This is a genomic window from Thermoactinomyces mirandus, assembly GCF_013868055.1.
Lineage (GTDB): Bacteria > Bacillota > Bacilli > Thermoactinomycetales > Thermoactinomycetaceae > Thermoactinomyces > Thermoactinomyces mirandus.
The window spans coordinates 1-19,591 of the sequence record NZ_JACEOL010000060.1; the positions used below are offsets into that span (position 1 = coordinate 1).

General features: G+C 43.7%; 20 protein-coding genes and 12 tRNA genes. 3 read left to right on the plus strand and 29 right to left on the minus strand.

All coding sequences use genetic code 11. The features are described 5' to 3' along the window. Nucleotides 1–189: 189 nt before the first annotated feature. The 10 genes from H2C83_RS15100 to H2C83_RS15140 all read right to left on the minus strand — a co-directional run bounded on the left by H2C83_RS15100 (nucleotide 190) and on the right by H2C83_RS15140 (nucleotide 8,937). Complete coding sequence (locus H2C83_RS15100) at nucleotides 190–1,620, minus strand: 6-phospho-beta-glucosidase (RefSeq protein WP_181742029.1); 1,431 nt, start codon at nucleotides 1,618–1,620, stop codon at nucleotides 190–192. A 222-nt stretch (nucleotides 1,621–1,842) separates the two neighbouring features. Beyond that, entirely contained in the window at nucleotides 1,843–3,777 is a 1,935-nt protein-coding gene (locus H2C83_RS15105) for a BglG family transcription antiterminator (RefSeq protein ID WP_181742030.1), read from the minus strand. Nucleotide 3,778: 1 nt separating this feature from the next. After that, nucleotides 3,779–4,003: a hypothetical protein gene (locus H2C83_RS15110; RefSeq protein ID WP_181742031.1), complete on the minus strand. Its 225-nt coding sequence runs from the start codon at nucleotides 4,001–4,003 to the stop codon at nucleotides 3,779–3,781. A gap of 21 nt (nucleotides 4,004–4,024) precedes the next feature. Further along, the gene (locus tag H2C83_RS18635; RefSeq protein WP_376766371.1) at nucleotides 4,025–4,261 is read right to left on the minus strand and encodes a VOC family protein; all 237 of its coding nucleotides are present in this window, start codon (nucleotides 4,259–4,261) and stop codon (nucleotides 4,025–4,027) included. 613 nt (nucleotides 4,262–4,874) lie between these two features. Then, entirely contained in the window at nucleotides 4,875–6,509 is a 1,635-nt protein-coding gene (groL, locus tag H2C83_RS15120) for a chaperonin GroEL (RefSeq protein WP_181742032.1), read from the minus strand. 67 nt (nucleotides 6,510–6,576) lie between these two features. Further along, nucleotides 6,577–6,861, minus strand: coding sequence for a co-chaperone GroES (groES, locus tag H2C83_RS15125; RefSeq protein ID WP_181742033.1), 285 nt, complete (start codon nucleotides 6,859–6,861; stop codon nucleotides 6,577–6,579). Between the two features lie 98 nt (nucleotides 6,862–6,959). Further along, nucleotides 6,960–7,082, minus strand: a complete 123-nt coding sequence (locus H2C83_RS18245; RefSeq protein WP_281364185.1) for a hypothetical protein — start codon at nucleotides 7,080–7,082, stop codon at nucleotides 6,960–6,962. Then, on the minus strand, nucleotides 7,082–7,366 hold the full coding sequence (locus H2C83_RS15130; RefSeq protein WP_181742034.1) for a hypothetical protein: 285 nt from the start codon (nucleotides 7,364–7,366) through the stop codon (nucleotides 7,082–7,084). Before H2C83_RS15130 ends, H2C83_RS18245 begins: the two co-directional genes overlap by 1 nt. Nucleotides 7,367–7,464: 98 nt before the next feature. Next, the gene (gene tatC, locus H2C83_RS15135; RefSeq protein WP_181742035.1) at nucleotides 7,465–8,226 is read right to left on the minus strand and encodes a twin-arginine translocase subunit TatC; all 762 of its coding nucleotides are present in this window, start codon (nucleotides 8,224–8,226) and stop codon (nucleotides 7,465–7,467) included. A gap of 30 nt (nucleotides 8,227–8,256) precedes the next feature. Beyond that, nucleotides 8,257–8,937, minus strand: coding sequence for a redox-sensing transcriptional repressor Rex (locus tag H2C83_RS15140; RefSeq protein WP_181742036.1), 681 nt, complete (start codon nucleotides 8,935–8,937; stop codon nucleotides 8,257–8,259). Nucleotides 8,938–9,375: 438 nt separating this feature from the next. Between H2C83_RS15140 and H2C83_RS18250 the strand changes: the two genes are divergently transcribed. Both H2C83_RS18250 and H2C83_RS15145 read left to right on the plus strand, forming a co-directional pair. Continuing rightward, on the plus strand, nucleotides 9,376–9,504 hold the full coding sequence (locus tag H2C83_RS18250; RefSeq protein ID WP_281364187.1) for a hypothetical protein: 129 nt from the start codon (nucleotides 9,376–9,378) through the stop codon (nucleotides 9,502–9,504). A 252-nt stretch (nucleotides 9,505–9,756) separates the two neighbouring features. Beyond that, nucleotides 9,757–11,676, plus strand: coding sequence for an ABC-F family ATP-binding cassette domain-containing protein (locus tag H2C83_RS15145; RefSeq protein WP_181742037.1), 1,920 nt, complete (start codon nucleotides 9,757–9,759; stop codon nucleotides 11,674–11,676). A gap of 120 nt (nucleotides 11,677–11,796) precedes the next feature. Here the strand turns inward: H2C83_RS15145 and tsaD are convergent, their stop codons facing one another. The 19 genes from tsaD to H2C83_RS15240 form a co-directional block, all read right to left on the minus strand. Further along, nucleotides 11,797–12,819 carry a tRNA (adenosine(37)-N6)-threonylcarbamoyltransferase complex transferase subunit TsaD gene (tsaD, locus tag H2C83_RS15150; protein WP_181742038.1) on the minus strand — a complete coding sequence of 341 codons (1,023 nt, stop codon included), beginning with the start codon at nucleotides 12,817–12,819 and terminating at the stop codon, nucleotides 11,797–11,799. Next, nucleotides 12,800–13,279 (minus strand): ribosomal protein S18-alanine N-acetyltransferase, encoded by a 480-nt coding sequence (rimI, locus tag H2C83_RS15155; RefSeq protein WP_181742039.1) that lies wholly within the window; start codon nucleotides 13,277–13,279, stop codon nucleotides 12,800–12,802. Before rimI ends, tsaD begins: the two co-directional genes overlap by 20 nt. After that, nucleotides 13,272–13,997, minus strand: a complete 726-nt coding sequence (gene tsaB / locus H2C83_RS15160; protein ID WP_181742040.1) for a tRNA (adenosine(37)-N6)-threonylcarbamoyltransferase complex dimerization subunit type 1 TsaB — start codon at nucleotides 13,995–13,997, stop codon at nucleotides 13,272–13,274. The genes rimI and tsaB overlap by 8 nt, the downstream gene beginning before the upstream one ends. Beyond that, nucleotides 13,994–14,455 carry a tRNA (adenosine(37)-N6)-threonylcarbamoyltransferase complex ATPase subunit type 1 TsaE gene (gene tsaE / locus H2C83_RS15165; RefSeq protein WP_181742041.1) on the minus strand — a complete coding sequence of 154 codons (462 nt, stop codon included), beginning with the start codon at nucleotides 14,453–14,455 and terminating at the stop codon, nucleotides 13,994–13,996. The genes tsaB and tsaE overlap by 4 nt, the downstream gene beginning before the upstream one ends. Before the next feature lie 5 nt (nucleotides 14,456–14,460). Further along, entirely contained in the window at nucleotides 14,461–15,459 is a 999-nt protein-coding gene (gene thiL, locus H2C83_RS15170) for a thiamine-phosphate kinase (protein WP_181742042.1), read from the minus strand. A 68-nt stretch (nucleotides 15,460–15,527) separates the two neighbouring features. Continuing rightward, nucleotides 15,528–15,601: transfer RNA gene (locus H2C83_RS15175), tRNA-Gly, on the minus strand. 25 nt (nucleotides 15,602–15,626) lie between these two features. Then, nucleotides 15,627–15,703: transfer RNA gene (locus H2C83_RS15180), tRNA-Pro, on the minus strand. Nucleotides 15,704–15,717: 14 nt separating this feature from the next. After that, a tRNA-Leu gene (locus tag H2C83_RS15185) sits at nucleotides 15,718–15,803 on the minus strand. A gap of 12 nt (nucleotides 15,804–15,815) precedes the next feature. Beyond that, nucleotides 15,816–15,899, minus strand: a tRNA-Leu gene (locus H2C83_RS15190). Nucleotides 15,900–16,034: 135 nt separating this feature from the next. Continuing rightward, nucleotides 16,035–16,110 (minus strand) — tRNA-Lys (locus H2C83_RS15195). A 10-nt stretch (nucleotides 16,111–16,120) separates the two neighbouring features. Further along, a tRNA-Gln gene (locus H2C83_RS15200) sits at nucleotides 16,121–16,195 on the minus strand. Nucleotides 16,196–16,201: 6 nt separating this feature from the next. Then, nucleotides 16,202–16,277 (minus strand) — tRNA-His (locus H2C83_RS15205). A 13-nt stretch (nucleotides 16,278–16,290) separates the two neighbouring features. Further along, a tRNA-Asp gene (locus H2C83_RS15210) sits at nucleotides 16,291–16,367 on the minus strand. An 18-nt stretch (nucleotides 16,368–16,385) separates the two neighbouring features. After that, a tRNA-Val gene (locus tag H2C83_RS15215) sits at nucleotides 16,386–16,461 on the minus strand. A 7-nt stretch (nucleotides 16,462–16,468) separates the two neighbouring features. Continuing rightward, nucleotides 16,469–16,544: transfer RNA gene (locus tag H2C83_RS15220), tRNA-Glu, on the minus strand. Between the two features lie 10 nt (nucleotides 16,545–16,554). Next, a tRNA-Ser gene (locus tag H2C83_RS15225) sits at nucleotides 16,555–16,647 on the minus strand. 4 nt (nucleotides 16,648–16,651) lie between these two features. Next, nucleotides 16,652–16,726, minus strand: a tRNA-Asn gene (locus H2C83_RS15230). A gap of 371 nt (nucleotides 16,727–17,097) precedes the next feature. Further along, nucleotides 17,098–17,799 (minus strand): Bax inhibitor-1/YccA family protein, encoded by a 702-nt coding sequence (locus tag H2C83_RS15235; RefSeq protein ID WP_181742043.1) that lies wholly within the window; start codon nucleotides 17,797–17,799, stop codon nucleotides 17,098–17,100. Between the two features lie 169 nt (nucleotides 17,800–17,968). After that, the gene (locus tag H2C83_RS15240; RefSeq protein ID WP_181742044.1) at nucleotides 17,969–18,292 is read right to left on the minus strand and encodes a hydrolase; all 324 of its coding nucleotides are present in this window, start codon (nucleotides 18,290–18,292) and stop codon (nucleotides 17,969–17,971) included. Nucleotides 18,293–18,424: 132 nt separating this feature from the next. On the opposite strand from H2C83_RS15240, the gene H2C83_RS15245 reads away from it, so the two are divergent. Continuing rightward, the gene (locus tag H2C83_RS15245; RefSeq protein ID WP_181742045.1) at nucleotides 18,425–19,456 is read left to right on the plus strand and encodes a ThiF family adenylyltransferase; all 1,032 of its coding nucleotides are present in this window, start codon (nucleotides 18,425–18,427) and stop codon (nucleotides 19,454–19,456) included. Nucleotides 19,457–19,591 lie beyond the last annotated feature (135 nt).

Here is a 19,591-nt window from a genome sequence, read left to right on the forward strand (position 1 = left end):
TTGATTTGCTCAATTTTACGATTTTGCTTATACTTCAGTTTGGGTACCTCCTTCGCTATTTAAGGGTCCACTGGCCAGTGGGACACCTCGTATGTTAGCAGGAGGCACTTTTCTTTTTCAACCCCCTTTGTTTTTCAAATACAGGAATGCTCCATTAAATTATATTTATTAAAAAAAATATACTTGTTGCTACAATTTCTCACCATTTGAGGCGATAACTTCTTTATACCAGTAGAAAGAATCTTTACGATAACGTTCTAAAGTACCATTACCTTCATTATCTTTATCAACATAGATAAATCCGTACCTTTTCTCCATTTCACCAGTACCTGCCGATACCAGGTCGATACAACCCCATGGTGTATACCCCATTAAATCAACACCATCTTCATTAACTGATCTGGCCATTTGTTCTATATGTGCTCTAAGATATTCAATACGATAATCATCATGAATTTTGCCGTCTGCTCCCAATTCATCAATTGCGCCCAATCCGTTTTCAACAATAAAAAGGGGCAACCGATACATATCGGTCAACCAGTTCAACGAATAACGAAGACCTTCTGGGTCGATTGGCCATCCCCAATCAGAAGCTTTAATATATTCATTTTTAACCAGATCCCGTGTTTCGTTGTAATCATATTCTTCATTAGACTGTTTATGGCTGACCGCAAATGACATGTAATAACTAAAGCCTATATAATCTACCGTGCCTTGCTTTAAGACATCCAAATCTTCTTTCGTAATATCCAAATAAAATCTTTTACGCTCAAAATACTTTGTCATGTACACAGGGTATTCTCCATGAACATGAACATCTGTAAAGTAATAGCGTTTTTGCATTGCTTTTTGTGCCATTAACATATTCTTTGGATGTAAAGTCGACGGATATATTGGACACATAGCAATCATACATCCGATTTGGAAATCCGGATTAATTTCATGACCAATAGTTACTGCTTTTGCACTTGCTACGAGCTCGTAATGTGCAGCCTGGTACATAATTCTTTCACGATCTTCGCCTTCTTTATATCTGATACCAGAGTTTGTAAATGGAGCAAAATCATTATAGAAATTTGCCTGGTTATTAATTTCATTAAAAGTCATCCAATATTTAACTTTATTTTTGTAACGCTCAAAACATACTCGAGCAAAATTCAGGAAGAAATCAATTAATTTCCGATTTCTAAAACCGCCATATTCCGTAACAAGATGATAAGGCATTTCAAAGTGAGACAACGTTACAACCGGTTCAATGCCATACTTCAAGCACTCATCAAATAAATTGTCGTAAAACTTTAATCCTTCTTCACTCGGTTCAGTTTCATCACCATTTGGAAAAATGCGTGACCAGGCTATAGAAGTTCTAAAGCATTTAAAACCCATTTCATTGAACAATTGAATATCCTCTTTATAACGATGATAAAAATCAATAGCTTCGTGGTTTGGGTAATTTTTACCTTCTATAACGCCTTCTGTAATTTCACGGGGGACACCATGTGCGCCTTTGGTCATAACGTCAGCAATGCTTACCCCTTTGCCTTCTTCATTCCAAGCACCTTCTAACTGGTGCGCAGAGACAGCACCACCCCATAAGAAGTTATCAGGAAATCTTGACATCTGAAACCCACTCCTTCTGTAATCCATGTTGAATTGCTTTCATTGCTACCACGAACATTGGCAGATTAACAATAATGTCTTGTCAGACTTCGGCACTTCGCCTAATATTAATTTGCTGTATTAGAATGAAACCGCTATCATCTGCAGAGGATGTTTTTCCGTTGTCAACGGAAACAGGATAAAAGAAACAAAAAAACAGATGCAGATTCACCCTGCATCTGTTTAAGCCTTGGTTAATACAGTTTTAAATTCATTATATGTTTCACAATGAAGTAATTTTTGCAGCAAAAGTCGATTATCCAACAATTTTACCAACACATCGTACATGGGTTTTAAATCATCCATCCGATTCCGTTTGCTGATATTGAGCAGGCAGATGATCTGAACGGGTTTGCCTCCCCATTGTATTGGATTCCTTAAGGTGACAATGGACCAAAAAGTATCATCAGCTTGTGGTTCTATTGGATGTGGAATCGCTACCAAATTGCCAAAGCTTGTAGGTGAATATTTTTCACGTTCCAGGACAGAACTGATAAAATCAGTATTTACCATTCCAGCTTCCAACAATTTGTTTCCTAAAAATTGAATGACTTCTTCCTTTGTAGAAAAGTCCATTTTTAAGTAAGTAGACTGTTCCCGCATATAATTCTTCATAATTTCAATATCGTTATGGATCAATTTCTCAATTTTATTTACATCCTGATTACCAAGCAGAGTGCTTATCTGAATGACTGGAACAGGTAATTTTTCAGGAATCGGGATAGTACTGATGATAAAATCCAAATCATGGACAGATTGATTGTTTAAATTATAATACCCGGTTGTACCCACAATATTCAACTCATCACGAAATCGGTATTTTAACTTCAATAAAAGTAATTGTGCTGTTCCTAATCCGGAAGCACAAACAATTAAACAGCGTTTTTTGTTTCTCTCACTCTTCTCTTGCCTTTCCAGAGCAGCCTCAAGATGGAGTGCCATATATCCAATTTCACTTTCATCAATGGAAATACCCAATATTTCCATAATAACATCTGCCCCGGTAAGTGCCGCTTCAAAGGAAAACGGATACTTGTTCTTAATCTCCTCCAGCATCGGGTTTCTAAGATTCATCTGGTACTTATACCTGCTAATTGCCGGTTTTAAATGCAAGCTAAGGGTCAATACCAATTCTTTATCTTCAGAAAGATTCAAAGAATACACTTTATCGATCCGTTTAAGAATATTTCTGGTTAATTGTTGAATATCTTCATCCAGTATAGATTTAGCTTCTTCTATTTCTGATTCGGAATGCACTTTTTTGGCGCCTTGTAAATGAATGGCTAAATAAGCAGTTTCATTAACCGAAAAAGATACCTTTAGTTTTTGTTCTATTTCTTCAACAATTTCCTTTGCGATCATATATTCCTTTTTGTCGGTGATCTTACTAAGCTCTTCGTGATAAATTTCAACCACTTTTCCATCATGTATCCGCTTACAAGCAATGGCTATGTAAGTGATCAAATTATGCAAACTGATATCAGTGATAATTGTTTGATGTTTCCTCAATTTGGAAAGGATACTATTTCGAATCCATTCTATTTCTTCCTTTGGCAGTATTTCTAACCAAGCTGTTGTCTGATCAACCATTGTCGGCTTTTGATTGAATATATATTCGGAAATACAAAAACGTATTTTCATTTCATCCCCGCACACTTTGATTCCATAATTAGGTTTTTGATCAAGAAACAAGTTATAACGTTCCAGAATTTCACGAACAGTTTTTAAATCACTTTGCAAGGTGGATCGACTAATAAACAGTTCCTCAGCAAGGGCATCCATTTTAATATATGAAGTTTGCAATAAAAGCTTTTCCATCAGAAATTGAACGCGGTCTTCGGGTTCAGTTGGTACAACTTGATTATTTTTTTCGACAAGTTTTTGCAGAAACTGTTTGAATCCATCTTCATTTATGACATTGATTCGATAACCTTTTCCACGATATGATTCAATATATGCAATGTCGTCATTTAACAGTTTATTCAATTCCTTTATATCAGTCTGAATCGTTTTTGAACTAACTTGCAAAGCCGTAACCAGTTCGGAGCTTGTTTGTAAATCATCGGATGTCAACAGCTGTTGAATAATTTGTTGCAGACGGGAGTTACGGGTATTCATCTCATTGGTTTAATAATTGGTTGTTTGTCGAACATAGTAAAAAGCTATTTCCTTCCTCGTTTCGTCTGCAACAAATTTGACACCTTCCAATTCCTGTTCCGTAAGCCCTGTTATTGAGCAGAGCCATTTGCAGAATATGGATCAATTGTTTCTGCACACCACTGGCAACAACAAATTGAATCCCCATCTCTTTCATGATTAAATATTGTTTCCGAAAATCGCTCATAATCATTTTTCCTTTAATCATTCATGTTGCAGGCGTTCTGTCATTTGATTGACGGACTCCCTGCTCCCCCTGTGAAATAGCAATATGTGCCCAGCCAATCCGATTGTCCTGATCCGGCTTATCGATACCTGCCTTGTGCATAATCTCTAAACGTGCACCTCCGTCAAACGTTAGAAAATAGGATTCAAATTGCTTTTCCTCATTATGATACTTTGCGCTTGCTTTCCCATTAAAATATGTAGCATAAAATGTCTTCATAGCTTCTAAATCGTTGACTCAGATGGCCACATGTTCGATGTTCATCTCACTGTCACTCCTTGCATGCTGGCATATTGATATAGCACGGATTCATCTCCGCCTTGCATTGGCCAGCCGTCTAACAAATTTTATGACAATTTTTCTGTTTTGATACGCTGGAAGCTTACCCGTATAACAATTTTCAATTTGTTTTTCATCAATAAGTTTGGTCATACTCTGTTTATATTGCTTTACAATCGCACCCGATCCTGGGATTATTCATAAATATTGACAACACAAGTATACGCCATAATCCTTCAAGATCCATAGCATCAAAGGCGTGTTATTATTTTTATAGCTTCGATTGATACGATTATAATCAGACACCTCTGTTTTTTTCAGCTAACCCGGATATCATCCATAATTCACATGTTGTCTGGGCTGGTTTCCCAACAACTCTTTCTACATAACAAAGAAAATGAAAAGGGACGCTTCCGTAAAAGTAAGCAACTTATACGAAAACGCCCTTTCCAAAATAAATTTGAATTAAAGGTTACTTTCTCGTGACATTTTCAGTTTCAGGAACTTGCAAAATCTCTATAAACCCTGTTATACCAAGGTTTATAGCGACTTATTACATCATGCCGCCCATTCCGCCCATGTCAGGAGCTGCAGGAGCATCTTTCTTTTCTTCCGGTTTATCTGCAACAACGGCTTCTGTGGTGAGGAACATGCTTGCAACCGACGCAGCGTTTTGAAGCGCGGAACGGACCACTTTTGCCGGGTCTACAACGCCTGCTTCGATCATGTCTACCCATTCGCCTGTCAGAGCGTTGAAGCCAACACCAAGTTCTTCCTTTTTGAGCCGTTCAATGATGACTGATCCCTCGAAACCGGCATTGTGGGCAATTTGACGAACCGGTTCTTCAAGCGCACGTTTAATAATGGTTACACCCGTTTTTTCGTCGCCAACCGGCAAGGAAGCTTCCAGTTCTTCGACCACTTTGATGACATTGGCAAGAGCAGTACCTCCACCGGAAACAATTCCTTCCTCGACAGCCGCCCGGGTTGAGTTCAGCGCGTCCTCAATGCGCAATTTTTTCTCTTTGAGTTCGGTTTCGGTTGCAGCGCCAACTTTGATTACTGCAACTCCCCCAGCCAGTTTGGCCAGACGTTCTTGCAATTTTTCCTTGTCGAATTCAGAAGTGGTTTCTTCAAGTTGCTGACGGATTTGGTTTACGCGGGACTGGATCGCGCTTGGTTCACCATAACCATCAACAATAATGGTGTTTTCTTTTTCCACGCGTACCTGACGTGCACGACCAAGGACATCCAGACCTACCGTTTTGAGATCGAGACCCAGTTCTTCTGTAATGCGTTGTCCGCCTGTGAGGATGGCGATATCATCAAGCATGGCTTTCCGGCGATCACCAAAACCAGGGGCTTTTACGGCAACAGCGGTAAAGGTACCGCGCAATTTGTTGACAACAAGGGTTGGAAGTGCTTCCCCGTCTACATCTTCAGCAATGATCAGGAGATGTTTGCCTTGTTGTACCACTTTTTCCAGGATCGGCAGGATTTCCTGGATACTGCTGATTTTTTTGTCGGTGATCAAAATGTATGGCTCATCCAAAACAGCTTCCATTTTGTCTGTGTCCGTTACCATGTAAGGGGAAATATAACCGCGGTCGAACTGCATACCTTCTACAACTTCCAGTTCAGTAGCAAACCCTTTGGACTCTTCTACGGTAATTACGCCATCTTTGCCGACTTTTTCCATTGCCTCTGCAATCAATTTGCCAATTTCATCATCATTTGCAGAAATTGCTGCAGCCTGGGCAATAGATTCTTTGCCTTCAATCGGTTTGGAAATTTCACGAATTTGTTCTACCGATTTGGCAACTGCTTTTTCAATTCCTTTGCGAAGGATCATTGGATTGGCACCAGCGGCAACGTTTTTCAAGCCTTCACGAATAATGGCTTGTGCAAGTACGGTAGCGGTGGTGGTACCATCTCCGACAACGTCATTGGTTTTGGTGGCAACTTCCTTAACCAGTTGTGCCCCCATATTTTCAAATGGATCTTCCAGCTCGATTTCTTTCGCAATGGTTACACCATCATTCGTAATGAGTGGAGAACCGAATTTTCTTTCCAATACCACATTGCGGCCTTTTGGACCGATTGTAACCTTAACTGCATTTGCCAGTGAATCAACGCCGCGCAGCATGGAGCGACGGGCATCTTCACTAAATTTAATATCCTTTGCCATAATCTACCGTCCCCTTTCCGTATGTAGGGTAAAAATTTTATCGTCACTCAATCAATAAAATGCCAAATTAGTCGACAATCGCAAGGATGTCGCTTTCACGGAGAATGAGGTATTCTTTTTCTCCATATTTTACTTCGGTTCCGGCATACTTAGAGAAGATTACGAGATCTCCTTCTTTGACTTCCATGGCAATCCGGTTGCCATTATCGTCCAGGCGGCCGGCGCCAACTGCCACAATCCGTCCTTCTTGCGGTTTTTCCTTTGCCGAATCCGGCAGGACGATTCCGCTAGCTGTTTTTTCTTCTCTTTCTACAGCTTCCAAAACAACACGATCACCCAATGGTTTGATCATTTGCTAAACCCTCCTTCATGAGGTGGATAGTATTGTTTTTGTTAGCACTCATCAGTGTCGAGTGCTAACACCCAATAAATATAATATTCCTCTCCAACTCATTTTTCAAGTGGAACAGAAAAAAAAATACAAAAAACGTGATAAAACAAAATGAGAGCAGGTTCTTTGCCGATTTGCTCTCTATTTTGCTCAATCTCCAGTCTATTCTCTTGTTTTCCCATCAGACCTTATAATTGTTCTGGTTCAGGATTGAATACGACTGTTCACTCTGCATCGTATCATATTGTGAATCCTGATCCAAGCGAATAGAAAAAGCATCCCGTCCTGAATTGGAATGTGCGTACTTGTTAGCACCCTGAATCATTTCAAGCAATGGGATTGATTTTTCCTGCAGGATTTTTTTCAAATAACTCCGTACCTGCGGAAACGATCCCAGAATCAAAGCAGCAGTGACGAGCAGGAAAAAAAACAACGGTCTTGTGTTTCTCCGTTTATTCCAGTTCATATCCGTCCCTCCTTTATATAAAAGATTGTGCCCCAACGGTCACCAACCTATGTAAAGGAAAAAACAAAAACCCGGCTGCAACCGGGAAAACAGTTCCGTCAATCTTCTTCTCCATCTTCCCCGTCGACCTGTGCCTCAAAAGCATCTTCGCGCTCCATCCGGCGTGTTAACCAGCTGGAAATCATTATGCTTGCCTCATATAACAAAATCAACGGGATGGAAACCAGGATATTTGCAATCGGTTCCGGAGGCGTGATCATCGCAGCAACAATCACCAAACCCAAATAGGCAAAACGCCGGATTTTACGCAAAATAGCAGGTGTAATCAGGCGAATGCGTGTCAAAAACAGGGTAACCACCGGCAATTCAAAAAAGAGTGCCAGTGGAAGAACGACTCCGAACATGAAACTGAAAGCGTACTGCACACTAAAATTCTCATTTAGTCCCATCTGATCCCCAAGCATCACCAGGAAATCAAGAATATACGGAAAGATGACAAAATATCCAAATGCCAGACCCAGCAAAAACAGTCCCAGGGCAATTGGAATGTAGATCAAAGCTGCTCTCTGTTCATTCGGATGAAGTCCGGGACGAACGAACTGCCACAGGTGATACATAATGACTGGCAAGCTCAAAATGAAAGCCATGATCAGGGAAATCTGAAAATAGATGCGAATGGGATCGGTAGGATTCAGGATCATCACGGAATAATCGGAAAACAGATGGTTGCGCACATATCGAAACACATCCTGCGAATAAAAGAAGCTTACAATCAATGCCACAGCAAAAAAGACAAAAATCAAAATAATTCGACGTCGCAGTTCCCGCAAATGCTCTGTTAATGGCTGCTCATCATTCATGAATAGATACACCCCTTGCCAAGACTGGGTCTATGATTCTTCCTTGGTCAACGTTTCTTTTCCATTTTCACCCAGATCATCCTCAGGAAAGTTTTTCAGGAAATAGATCAACGTTTGCAATTCAATGGTAAGGTCAATATTGTGAATCCGTACATTTGGTGGCACCGACAGACGGGCAGGAGTAAAATTCAATATCCCCCGGATTCCCTCGCTGATCAAAAATTCCGCCGTTGATTGCGCTGCATTGAGGGGTACAGTCAAAATAGCTACTTCAACATTATGCAACTTGATTACCTCTGACAAGCGATCCATGGAGTAAACCGGTATATCATCAACATCTTTTCCCACTTTATTGGGGTCCTTGTCAAAACCGGCTACAATCTTCGTATTATGGCTCCGGTAAAAATTATACTTCAATAACGCTGTTCCCAGATTTCCCACTCCAACCAGTACCACATTGGTAACCTCATCCTGTTTCAGGAAGTCCCGCAAAAACTGAAGCAAATAAGTAACATTATATCCGTAACCCTTTTTCCCCAGTTCCCCCAGATATGAAAAGTCACGGCGAATCGTCGCCGGGTCTATATGCAATACATCACTTAAATCAGCAGAAGAAATCCGTTGCTTGCCAATCGCATGCAATTTCTCCAGATAACGGTAATACAGTGGTAACCGTTTAGCTGTTACCTGTGGTATTTTATTTTCAGGCATTTACCATTCTGCACCTCCATCAATGTGAATTCCTGCACAATATGGGTATAAACAATAATACCACAAAACTCGAAAAATCGGGAAAAACAACCCCTGTTTCAGCGAAAAAATTTTTCAGTTTCTTTATTATCATTTAAAACTTTTCCTATCCGAACCAATACCTGTTAAATCGAAAAATTTCTTCGAGGAAAAAGCATATCCATCTGTACATCAGCTCCTGCAGGAATTACATCAAGTATTAATTTGTTCGTCATCGGTGTCTCCTATTCCGCCATCAGTGGTTTTCTGCCAGGCAGCCAGTCATACCCCCGCCCGATCCCTTTACCTAGCTGTCACGAACTTTTTAAAGCCAATCCTGTGTTATCATAATATCGCTTCATCAAAAAATTAAAGTACCTTTCTGCCAATTCCTCCATACCTTGAATATGATTACAGCGGATGATCCGTTCTTTTTTTCCGTTTCAGGCACGTTCATTTGATTTAAGAGCAGCCTTTCAGCGGGCAAAATATCCATTTGTTCTGGATCAATATGTCAATCATCACCGTGTCTGCTTGTCGAAACCGTGAATGATCCGGCAAATTTCAGAACATTCCTTCTTATACGGAGGAGATAAAATACTCCCGGATTTGTAACGGATACTGTCATAAGTCGTATTAGCTGCTGTTCGGGTTCTATCCTTTTGGTACACGATGATTTTATCATTATAACCTTTCTTTTTTCTATATTCCAGAATTAATCGGATATTTATGTTCATTTGCTCATCTTGGACAACTCGATTAAACTGAACATAGCTTGACCGCAAAACGAGGTGGAAACAAATGCTGCTTTTACAGGCAAACAACATCAATAAAACCTATGGAGGAACCGTTGTCCTGGAACAGGTTGACCTGCAGATCAAAGAACAGGAACGAGTCGGCCTGATCGGTCCAAACGGTGCCGGGAAAACAACGCTATTAAAGATTCTGACCGGACAGATTGCTGCAGATCACGGAGAAATTCACTTCGCCAAAAAGGCAAGATTGGGCTATTTGGCCCAGGACAGCGGACTTCAGTCTGCAAGAACTGTCTGGGATGAACTATTGCTTCCATTTCAAAAGCTCATTGCGATCGAAGAGGAATTGCGGCAGTTGGAACAGGAAATGGGGAAAGAAAAGATTTATTCTCACCCACCCACTTATGAAAAAATATTGGAGAGGTACGCCTCCAGACAGAATACATTTGAAGAGCAAGGCGGATACGCTTACGAAGCCAGAATACGAGGGGCTTTGCACGGCTTGGGCCTAGGCGGAATCCCTTGGAAATCGACGCCGGTTTCTTCCCTGAGCGGAGGTCAGAAAACACGGGTTGCTCTTGCCAAAATGCTGTTGGAAGAGCCTGATCTGTTAATCCTTGACGAACCGACCAACTATCTCGATATGAACGCAATCGCCTGGTTGGAACAAACACTTGCTTCTTACAAAGGTGCTTTGCTTCTTGTCTCCCACGATCGCTATTTCCTCGACCGTTTGGTTCATGTCATTTATGAATTGGAGAACCAGCGAATTACCCGTTATGTAGGTAATTATACTTCTTTTGTCAAGCAAAAAGAAGAGCGATTGGAGCGGGAACAAAAAATTTATGAACGGCAACAGGCGGAAATAACAAAGATGGAGGAATTCATTCAACAGAATATTGCACGCGCCTCCACCACGAAACGGGCCCAGAGCCGCCGGAAAGCATTGGAAAAAATGGAACGGATCAAACAGCCTTTTGCCTACTCGCGCAAGGCAGCCATCCGGTTTGAAACAGCTGTAACGAGCGGAAGAGAGGTCCTGGAAGTGAAAGATTTGACAATCGGCTACGATCAACCGCTTATTCAGGGAATTGCTTTTCACATTGAACGCGGAGAACATATTGCCATTCTCGGGCCAAACGGACTCGGCAAGACGACCCTGCTGAAAACGGTTTCCGGACTACTCCCGCCTCTTTCCGGAACATGGAAATGGGGAACCCAGGTACAGGTTGATTATTATGATCAGGAACAAAAAGACTTAAATCCCGATCATCAGGTCATCGATGAGTTGTGGAATGACCACCCTCGTCTGGATCAGACGACGGTTCGCTCCTATCTGGGCCAGTTTCTGTTCAGCGGTGATGATGTATTCAAACGGGTTGGCGATCTGAGCGGCGGAGAAAAGGCCAGACTTTCCTTGTGCAAACGTATGCTAAACCAGGCCAATTTCCTCTTAATGGATGAACCGACAAATCATTTGGATATGCCCAGTAAAGAAACCCTGGAACAGGCACTTGAGGATTTCCCCGGAACCATACTGTTTGTCTCGCATGACCGCTATTTTATCAACCGGATCGCTACCCGGATCTGGGAACTTACTCCATACGGAATTGTCGATTATCGCGGCAACTATGAATGGTACCTGGAAAAAAAGGCACTTGAACGTGCAGAACCGGCAGACAAAAAAACTTCTTCATCCAGCCCGTCCGTAACAGAAACCGAAAAATACCGGCAACGGGAAAAAGAAAAACAGCGGCGCCGCAAGCAGAAAAAACAGAAACTGGAATCATTGGAACAGGAAATTTCCCGATTGGAGGAAAAAATCGCCACAATCCATAAACAGCTTTGCCAGCCGGATATTTACAATGACCCCCTGAAAAGTGCTGCCCGCCAAAAAGAGTTGACGCATCTTGAATCAGAGCTGGCGGAAAAAACCGATCAATGGGTTAAATTGGCCGATGATTGAAATACATGGTTGCCATCTGACATCAGATGAGCAGCCTTTTTTATTTTCTATTTTTTCCTTTCCATAAAAAAACCAATGCCGCTTGACATTGGTGCTTATACAAATCATTATCTTTATCTTTTATTCCACAAGTGAAAAATTGGCATCGGCATTTAACGATAAATCGGCATGCTTGCCGTCCAAAAACTGGTATGTTCCTGCAGCCGCAATCATCGCTGCATTATCTGTACATAACTCCAGAGGCGGAATCCCCAGTTCAATCCCTTCCTGTCGGGCTCTCTCCGTCAATCGGATACGCAAGCTGCTGTTGGCCGAAACGCCTCCTGCCAGCAGCAGGTGTTTCACTTTCGTTTTTTTGACTGCCCGGATAGATTTTTCCACGAGGACATCCAGTACCGCCATCTGGAAACTGCATGCCAGATCTGTATAATTGATTTCTTCTCCACGTTGCCTGGCCTTGTTGACCAGATTCATGACAGCCGATTTCAGCCCGCTGAAACTGAAGTCGAGTGAGTCCGTCTCCAGCCAGGCCCGTGGCAGTTGATAACGCGGTTCACCCTGTATCGCCAAACGGTCGATTTGCGGGCCGCCCGGATAGGGCAATTTCATCAGCCTTGCCACTTTGTCAAAAGCTTCACCGGCAGCGTCATCCCTTGTTTTCCCCAGTCGTTCAAATTGATTGTGCCGTGTCATGTAGATCAGTTCTGTATGACCACCGGAGACCACCAGTGCAACCAATGGAAAAGTAAGCGGTTTGACCAAATGGTTGGCATAGATATGGCCCGCAATATGATGAACGGGAACCAGGGGTTTTCCGGTCGCAAAGGCCAATGCTTTTGCAGCTGACACACCGATCAGCAATGCGCCGACCAGCCCGGGACCTTTCGTGACGGCAATGGCATCCACTTCTTCCAGACAGGTTTCGGCATCTTCCAGCGCTTTTTGTATAATCAGCGTGATGCGTTCAACATGGCGCCTTGAAGCAACCTCAGGAACCACACCGCCAAATTTGCGATGGACATCAATTTGTGAAGAAATGACATTGGACAAGATTTTTGTTCCGTTTTGCACGACAGCTGCCGATGTTTCGTCACAACTGGTTTCAATTCCCAAAATCAGTGTTTCATTGCTGTTCTTTTTCATTTAATGTCACCCACATAATCAAGGCATCTTCTTTATTATCAGTATAATAACCTTTTCTTAGTCCCTGCTGAACAAAACCCAACTTCTTATATAACGTTTGGGCTACATGATTGGACACACGAACTTCCAACGTCATTTTGTCAGCACCCATTTTTTGGGCAAAATCCATCACATAATTCAAGGTAGCCTCTCCGATTCCCTGTCCCCGGTAATCCGGGTGAATCGCTATGTTCGTGATATGTGCCTCATCCAGGATCAACCAGAAGCCACAATAGCCAATCACGTTTCCCTCATAGGTTACCACCGTATAATAAGCAAACTGGTTAAACATCAATTCATCATAAAAGGCTTTGCTCGGCCAGGGCGTGGAAAACGAATTTTTCTCCACCTTTTCAATCTGCGGCAAATCCATGATTTCCATAGGACGAAAAGCTACTTTATCCAGGAACTGTTTAGCCATTCATCCCTTCCTTTCGTTGTTTTTTCAACCAATTGGATTCCGCTTCCGTCAGTTGTAAATAGTTGGGGGCAAAATTCTTGTGTTCCGGCGGTTCATGCTGACTCCATTTCTGATAGGCCAGCCAGGCCAGTGAAGCCGGACGCGGGATATTTTCTGCCGGGGTTCCGAAACAGGCATTTTCCCCTAAAGCAGTCTCTATTTCCTCCCGAAAACGGATCACATCATCTCCCAAAAAAAGTACGGGTTGATTTGAATTTGCCAACTGTTCCAACCACCGATCCATCGCAATTACCTGTTGGGGAAACTTTTCGTCCATTTTTCCCCGGTCAAACTGAAACGCTCCGGTATAAACCCTGTGGCGGCGTGCATCAAACATGGGAACAACCAGTCCGTCAAACCTCATACCGTTCATTGCCAGCACCGCCAGGCTGGACTCACTGTACAAAGGAATACGCCTGGCCCAGGCAATCGTTTTGGCCGTTGTAACCCCAATCCGAATCCCTGTATAGGAGCCAGGCCCTGAAGTAACGGCCAGATGGGTGATCTCGTCTATTTTCAAGTCAAGGTCCCGCAGGAACTGGTCAATGGTTGGCATCAGGCGGACGGAATGGTTTTTATGCAGATTGGTCGCCATCTCCCCGAGCATCTTTCGGGTTTCCAAATCAAAGACAGCCACTCCCATGACCAGGGTGGATGTATCCATGGAGAGTAATTTCATTCTGATGCCAACTCCTTCCCCAGTAAATTCCAGCGTGGGTCTGTATAACTGATCCCGATTTGCCTGCTTTGGTCAGGCTGCACTGAGAAAACAAGCCATAAAGTTGTTTCCGGCAACCAGGGCTTTATATGGGAAGCCCATTCTACCAGGCAAACGCCATCCCCATAAAAATATTCTTCCAGTCCCAGTTCTTCCTCCGGGAAATCGATTCGATACATATCCATGTGAAAAAGAGGCAAATCCCCTTCATATTCCTTGATAATGGTAAATGTCGGGCTGTCAATGGAATCTGAAATCCCGAGTCCTTCCGCAATTCCTTTGGTAAAAGTTGTTTTTCCGGCTCCCAGATCGCCTTCCAGGGCCAGGACATCTCCAGGCTTTAAATGGCTGGCAATCTTTCTTGCCAGCTGTCTGGTTTCTTCTTCATCATGCGTATGGACTATGTGATTGGTTTTCACTGATATCACCTGTTTGCAAAATGATTGTAACCCGTTTTGCTCACTTCAAGACGCTTGTCATCTACTATTTTTTCAACACTCGGCCCTCCTGATTCCACTTTCCCTATACATTCAATTCGCCAGTTCCTTCTCCTGGCCTCCCACATGAAAGCTTTCCAGCCGGCCGGTGGAATGGTTCCAAGCAGTTGAAAATCTTCTCCTCCGCTCCAGGCCCATTCAAACGGATTACGTCCGGTTTTTTCCGCATATTGAAGCAAGGCTGGAGATAACGGAATTTTATCTTCTTCAATCACAATTGACACTCCGCTTGCTTCAGCAATTTCCCAAGCTTCTTGTGCCAGCCCGTCACTGATATCGTTTAAGGAGATTCGGGCATAATAGGGGGAACTGGATAACCATGAGCCGATAGGGAGCGGCGGATCTGGCCGGTGATGGGCTTTAACCAGTATTTTTTCCCATTCAGTTGTCGGTTCTGTTTTCATTAAAAGATCCAGACCGGCAGCAGAATCACCCAATGTTCCGGTTACAAACAGCAGATCACCCGGTTTTGCCGCTGAGCGCCGAAGCGCATGCCCCTTTTCCACTTCGCCTGCCAACGTCAGGCTTAATGTCAGAGGCCCGGGAGTATAGGTCGTATCACCACCGATCAGGGTAACCTGTATTTCCTCCGCATATTGGTATAACCCTTCGTAAATTTGCATCAGTTCTGCTTCCTGCCAATGATCAGGAGCAGATACACAAATCAGGGCATAAACGGGAGTTGCTCCCATAGCATTGATATCACTGGCGTTAACAGCGAGCAGCTTGCGTCCAATTTCCTTTAATGGCAAGGTTTCTCGTTTAAAATGCACAGTCTCCACCATCGTATCACAGGCAAGAACCGTGGAATTACCGGTCAGAGACTGCACAACTGCCGCGTCATCCCCGACATCCACTTCAATATGCCGGTTTGGTGACGGACGCCTGGACAACCAGGAACGGATTAAAGAAAATTCATCCTGCACCGCCATTTCTCCTTTCTTCGATAAAAAAACAGGATCGCAGCAGTCGCCGCGATCCGTTCTGTCTATTCTGGAGCGGGTGAAGGGAATCGAACCCTCGCATTCGGCTTGGAAGGCCGATGTTCTACCACTGAACTACACCCGCAAAACATATTGTCCATCATTTATCTTGGTCGGGGTGACAGGATTTGAACCTGCGACCTCCTCGTCCCGAACGAGGCGCTCTGCCAAACTGAGCCACACCCCGGGATTCTATTAAGATGGTGCGGTCGGCGAGACTCGAACTCGCACGGCCAAAGGCCACTACCCCCTCAAGATAGCGTGTCTGCCAATTCCACCACGACCGCTTACGTCAAGACTGGTGCGGGTGGAGGGACTTGAACCCCCACGCCAGAGGCGCTAGAACCTAAATCTAGTGCGTCTGCCAATTCCGCCACACCCGCAATAACTGCTTGGGTATTACATAGGTTTATATTGACAAAAAACAGATTAACATGGTTTAAAGATAAAGTCAACCAAAAAATCAGGGCACTGGTTGTAAAAACCTCCTCAGCCTTTACCGAGGAGGTAGTACTGTATGGTGAGCCATGAAGGGTTCGAACCTTCGACATCCTGATTAAGAGTCAGGTGCTCTACCAACTGAGCTAATGGCCCCTGTTTGCTATGGCTGGGGAAGCAGGATTCGAACCTGCGCATCACGGAGTCAAAGTCCGTTGCCTTACCGCTTGGCTATTCCCCAAGATAATGGGGCGATCGGTGGGAATCGAACCCACGAATGCCGGAGCCACAATCCGGTGCGTTAACCACTTCGCCACGACCGCCATAAATGGAAAATGGCGGAGCTGACGGGATTCGAACCCGCGATCTCCTGCGTGACAGGCAGGCATGTTAGGCCTCTACACCACAGCTCCGCAATATAAAACTTTTTCTGGTGGACGCTGACGGGATCGAACCGCCGACCCTCTGCTTGTAAGGCAGATGCTCTCCCAGCTGAGCTAAGCGTCCATAGAAATGGTGACCCGTAGGGGATTCGAACCCCTGTATGCCAGCGTGAAAGGCTGGTGTGTTAACCGCTTCACCAACGGGCCACTTTGTAACTGGCGGAGAGAGAGGGATTCGAACCCTCGCGGGGCAATGATACCCCCTAACGGTTTAGCAAACCGTCCTCTTCGGCCTCTTGAGTATCTCTCCGCACTGGCTCCTCAGGCAGGACTCGAACCTGCAACCTACCGGTTAACAGCCGGGTGCTCTACCATTGAGCTACTGAGGAACGTATTCATTAGGCGATAGGATTTATTATAACAAATGGACAGGTCAATTACAAGAGTTACTTACTGACTCGGTGTTCTCTCCAGTGACAATTAATAAATTACCACGCCTGACTCTTTTCGTCAAGGCTTTTTTTAAGAATAACTCTTTTTTTATCAAAAAAATCCCTTCACATATGTAAAGGGATTTGAAAAGGTAATCATCTGTTTTCCGGAGGCGATTTTTGGACTCCGTTTCGTCTCCGCCAAACGTATAAAGCGGGTCAGCCCGGCATTCAGTTCCGGGCGGGCCTTTCTTCCTGGAGAGGCTTTTTGACATCACATCGCTCCTCTATCCCTTTACCGACATGATCCGGAATTCTCCAGCTGCCGATTAATCATCACTGCTTAAGATGGCCAAAAGATTCTTGAAAATGATAATGAAGTCAAGATATAACATTAAAGCTCCAAAAATCGCCAATTTTGAAGCAGTATCTTCATCATAAGCATTTTCACCCATTCTTTTGATGCTCTGAATGTCATAAGCGGTCACAATACAAAAAATCAATACCAACGCATAAGAAATAATCAGATCCATCAGGGAACTGTGGATCAGAAAGATGTTTACCAAGGATGCCAAAATCAGACCAATGGCAAACATAATGGCAATGGAACCGATTTTGGTCAGGTTGATCTTCGTTGTATAACCGATTAAAGCAAACAGCCCGAACATGCCAGCGGCAATCAGAAAAGCAGTACCGATCAGGTACAGGTCAAACTGGGCCAGAATCAAAGTAAAGGTTACACCGTTTAATGCCGCATACAGGAAAAAGGCTAAGGTCGCCATAAAGGGAGACAAACGATTGAGAAGTGCCGACAAACCAATTACGACAACCAGTTCAGCGATGACAATTCCCCAGAAAACACCCGGGCTGGACATCAAAAAAACAGGGACTTTCGGATTCATATACAGTGCAATCGAAATAATCGCTGTCATTGAAAGTCCGGCAAACATCCAGGAAAAAACACGTTGCATCAAACGCTGATTCACTCTGACAGAAGTTGAATCATAACCAGGATAATGAGTTTGCTCCACGAAATTTTCCCTCCAAAAATGACTCAATTCTAATTGAACAAAAAGCGATGAGTGGAAAATCTCCGTCCACTCTCCCAAAATCAGTATATTCCCAACCCTTGGCAAAAATCAAGGAACAGACTGTTAAACTCTTTTAAAAATATTCAATTGTTTGTCCGCATATGCCCAACTAGTGAATGATTCCGGCTTCCCTGAGTTTGCTTTTTGTTTCCCCGCTCCCCAGCTGATAAATCATCCGGTAAATTTTCCGGATCTGATCATCCTCTTGCAGATTTTCTGTTGACTCATTATCCAAAAATGGAACATGCGCCTTGGCAAAGGTGGAAAAATCCGTTTCTCCAACTTCTGTAAACAATTTTTCCAGGCGGGCGATCTCTTCCTGTGTAGCTTCAATTTCATATTCGAAAAGAGCACTGTGTTCATCCTTTTCCGTGCGGATTTCACCCGCCTGGGTTCCAAAGTCTATCGACACATAATACGTTTTTTTCTTCACTAGAACCACCTCCTAATTTCACTCTATCCTTTTCCCAAAAAATTGATACATGCACTTGTATTTCTCAGTTTCATCGATCTGTGAGAAAATAGGGAAAAAACTTCTTGTCTGATTCGATTTAAGGAGGATCATATGCAAGTGGATCAAGAACGTTACTCAAGACAGATTCTTTTCTCTCCGATTGGTGAAGAAGGACAGAAAAAGCTGGCTCGCGCACGTGTGGCCATTGTTGGAATGGGAGCATTGGGAACAGCACTTGCCAACCATATGGCACGGGCGGGAGTCAGGTTCTTGCGCCTGATTGACAGGGATTTTGTCGAGGTTAGTAATCTGCAGCGGCAAATGCTTTATGATGAAGCGGATGCCCACCAGCATTTGCCTAAGGTGATTGCCGCCACGAATAAATTGCAAGCGATTCGTTCGGATCTGGAATTGGATGCCCGTATTGCTGATTTTACCTGGCGAAACGCAGAAAAACTGTTGACAGATATCGATTTGATCCTTGATGGTTCTGACAACTTTCAGGTCCGTTATCTGATCAACGATGTAAGCATCAAACACCGCATCCCCTGGATTTATGGTGGTGCCGTAAGCGCACGAGGCATGTCTCTGACGATCTTGCCGGGAGAAACCCCCTGTTTGCGCTGCATCTTTCCTGATGCCCCGACACCGGGAACTACGGAAACGTGCGATACAGCCGGGGTAATCGGCCCGATTGTGCACGTGATCGCCGCTTTCCAGGCCACTGAAGCCATAAAACTGCTGACCGGGGCCAAAGATAATTTGGAAACCGGGCTGAGGCACATCGATTTGTGGACAAACCGTTATCAACTCCTGAAAGTGTCAAAGCAGAAAAAACCGGATTGTCCAACGTGTGGCCTCCATCAATGGGATTATCTGGACCCCGCAAACAAGGAGCAGCAGGAAATCACAATGTGTGGACGCCAGACCGTACAAATCACCCTTTCCCATCCCCTGAATCTCGACCTGTTGGAAAGGCGGCTGCAAAATGCAGGCCAGATTGCCCGAAATCCTTTTATGCTAAAGGCCAGTGTCGATGAAGATCATCAATTGGCCGTTTTCCCGGATGGACGCATCCTCGTACAGGGAACAACGGATATTCTGTTTGCCAAAACCCTTGTTGCCCGATACATCGGGATATAAAAATGGAGCGGGTATAAACCCGTTGAGGCTGTTGACAAAAGAAGGTCAACAGCCTTTTTTTGTTGAATTAAAACATAAAACCATTCCGAAAGAAGGTTTCACTATGTTCAGAACCAACACATCCAGAGAATTTCA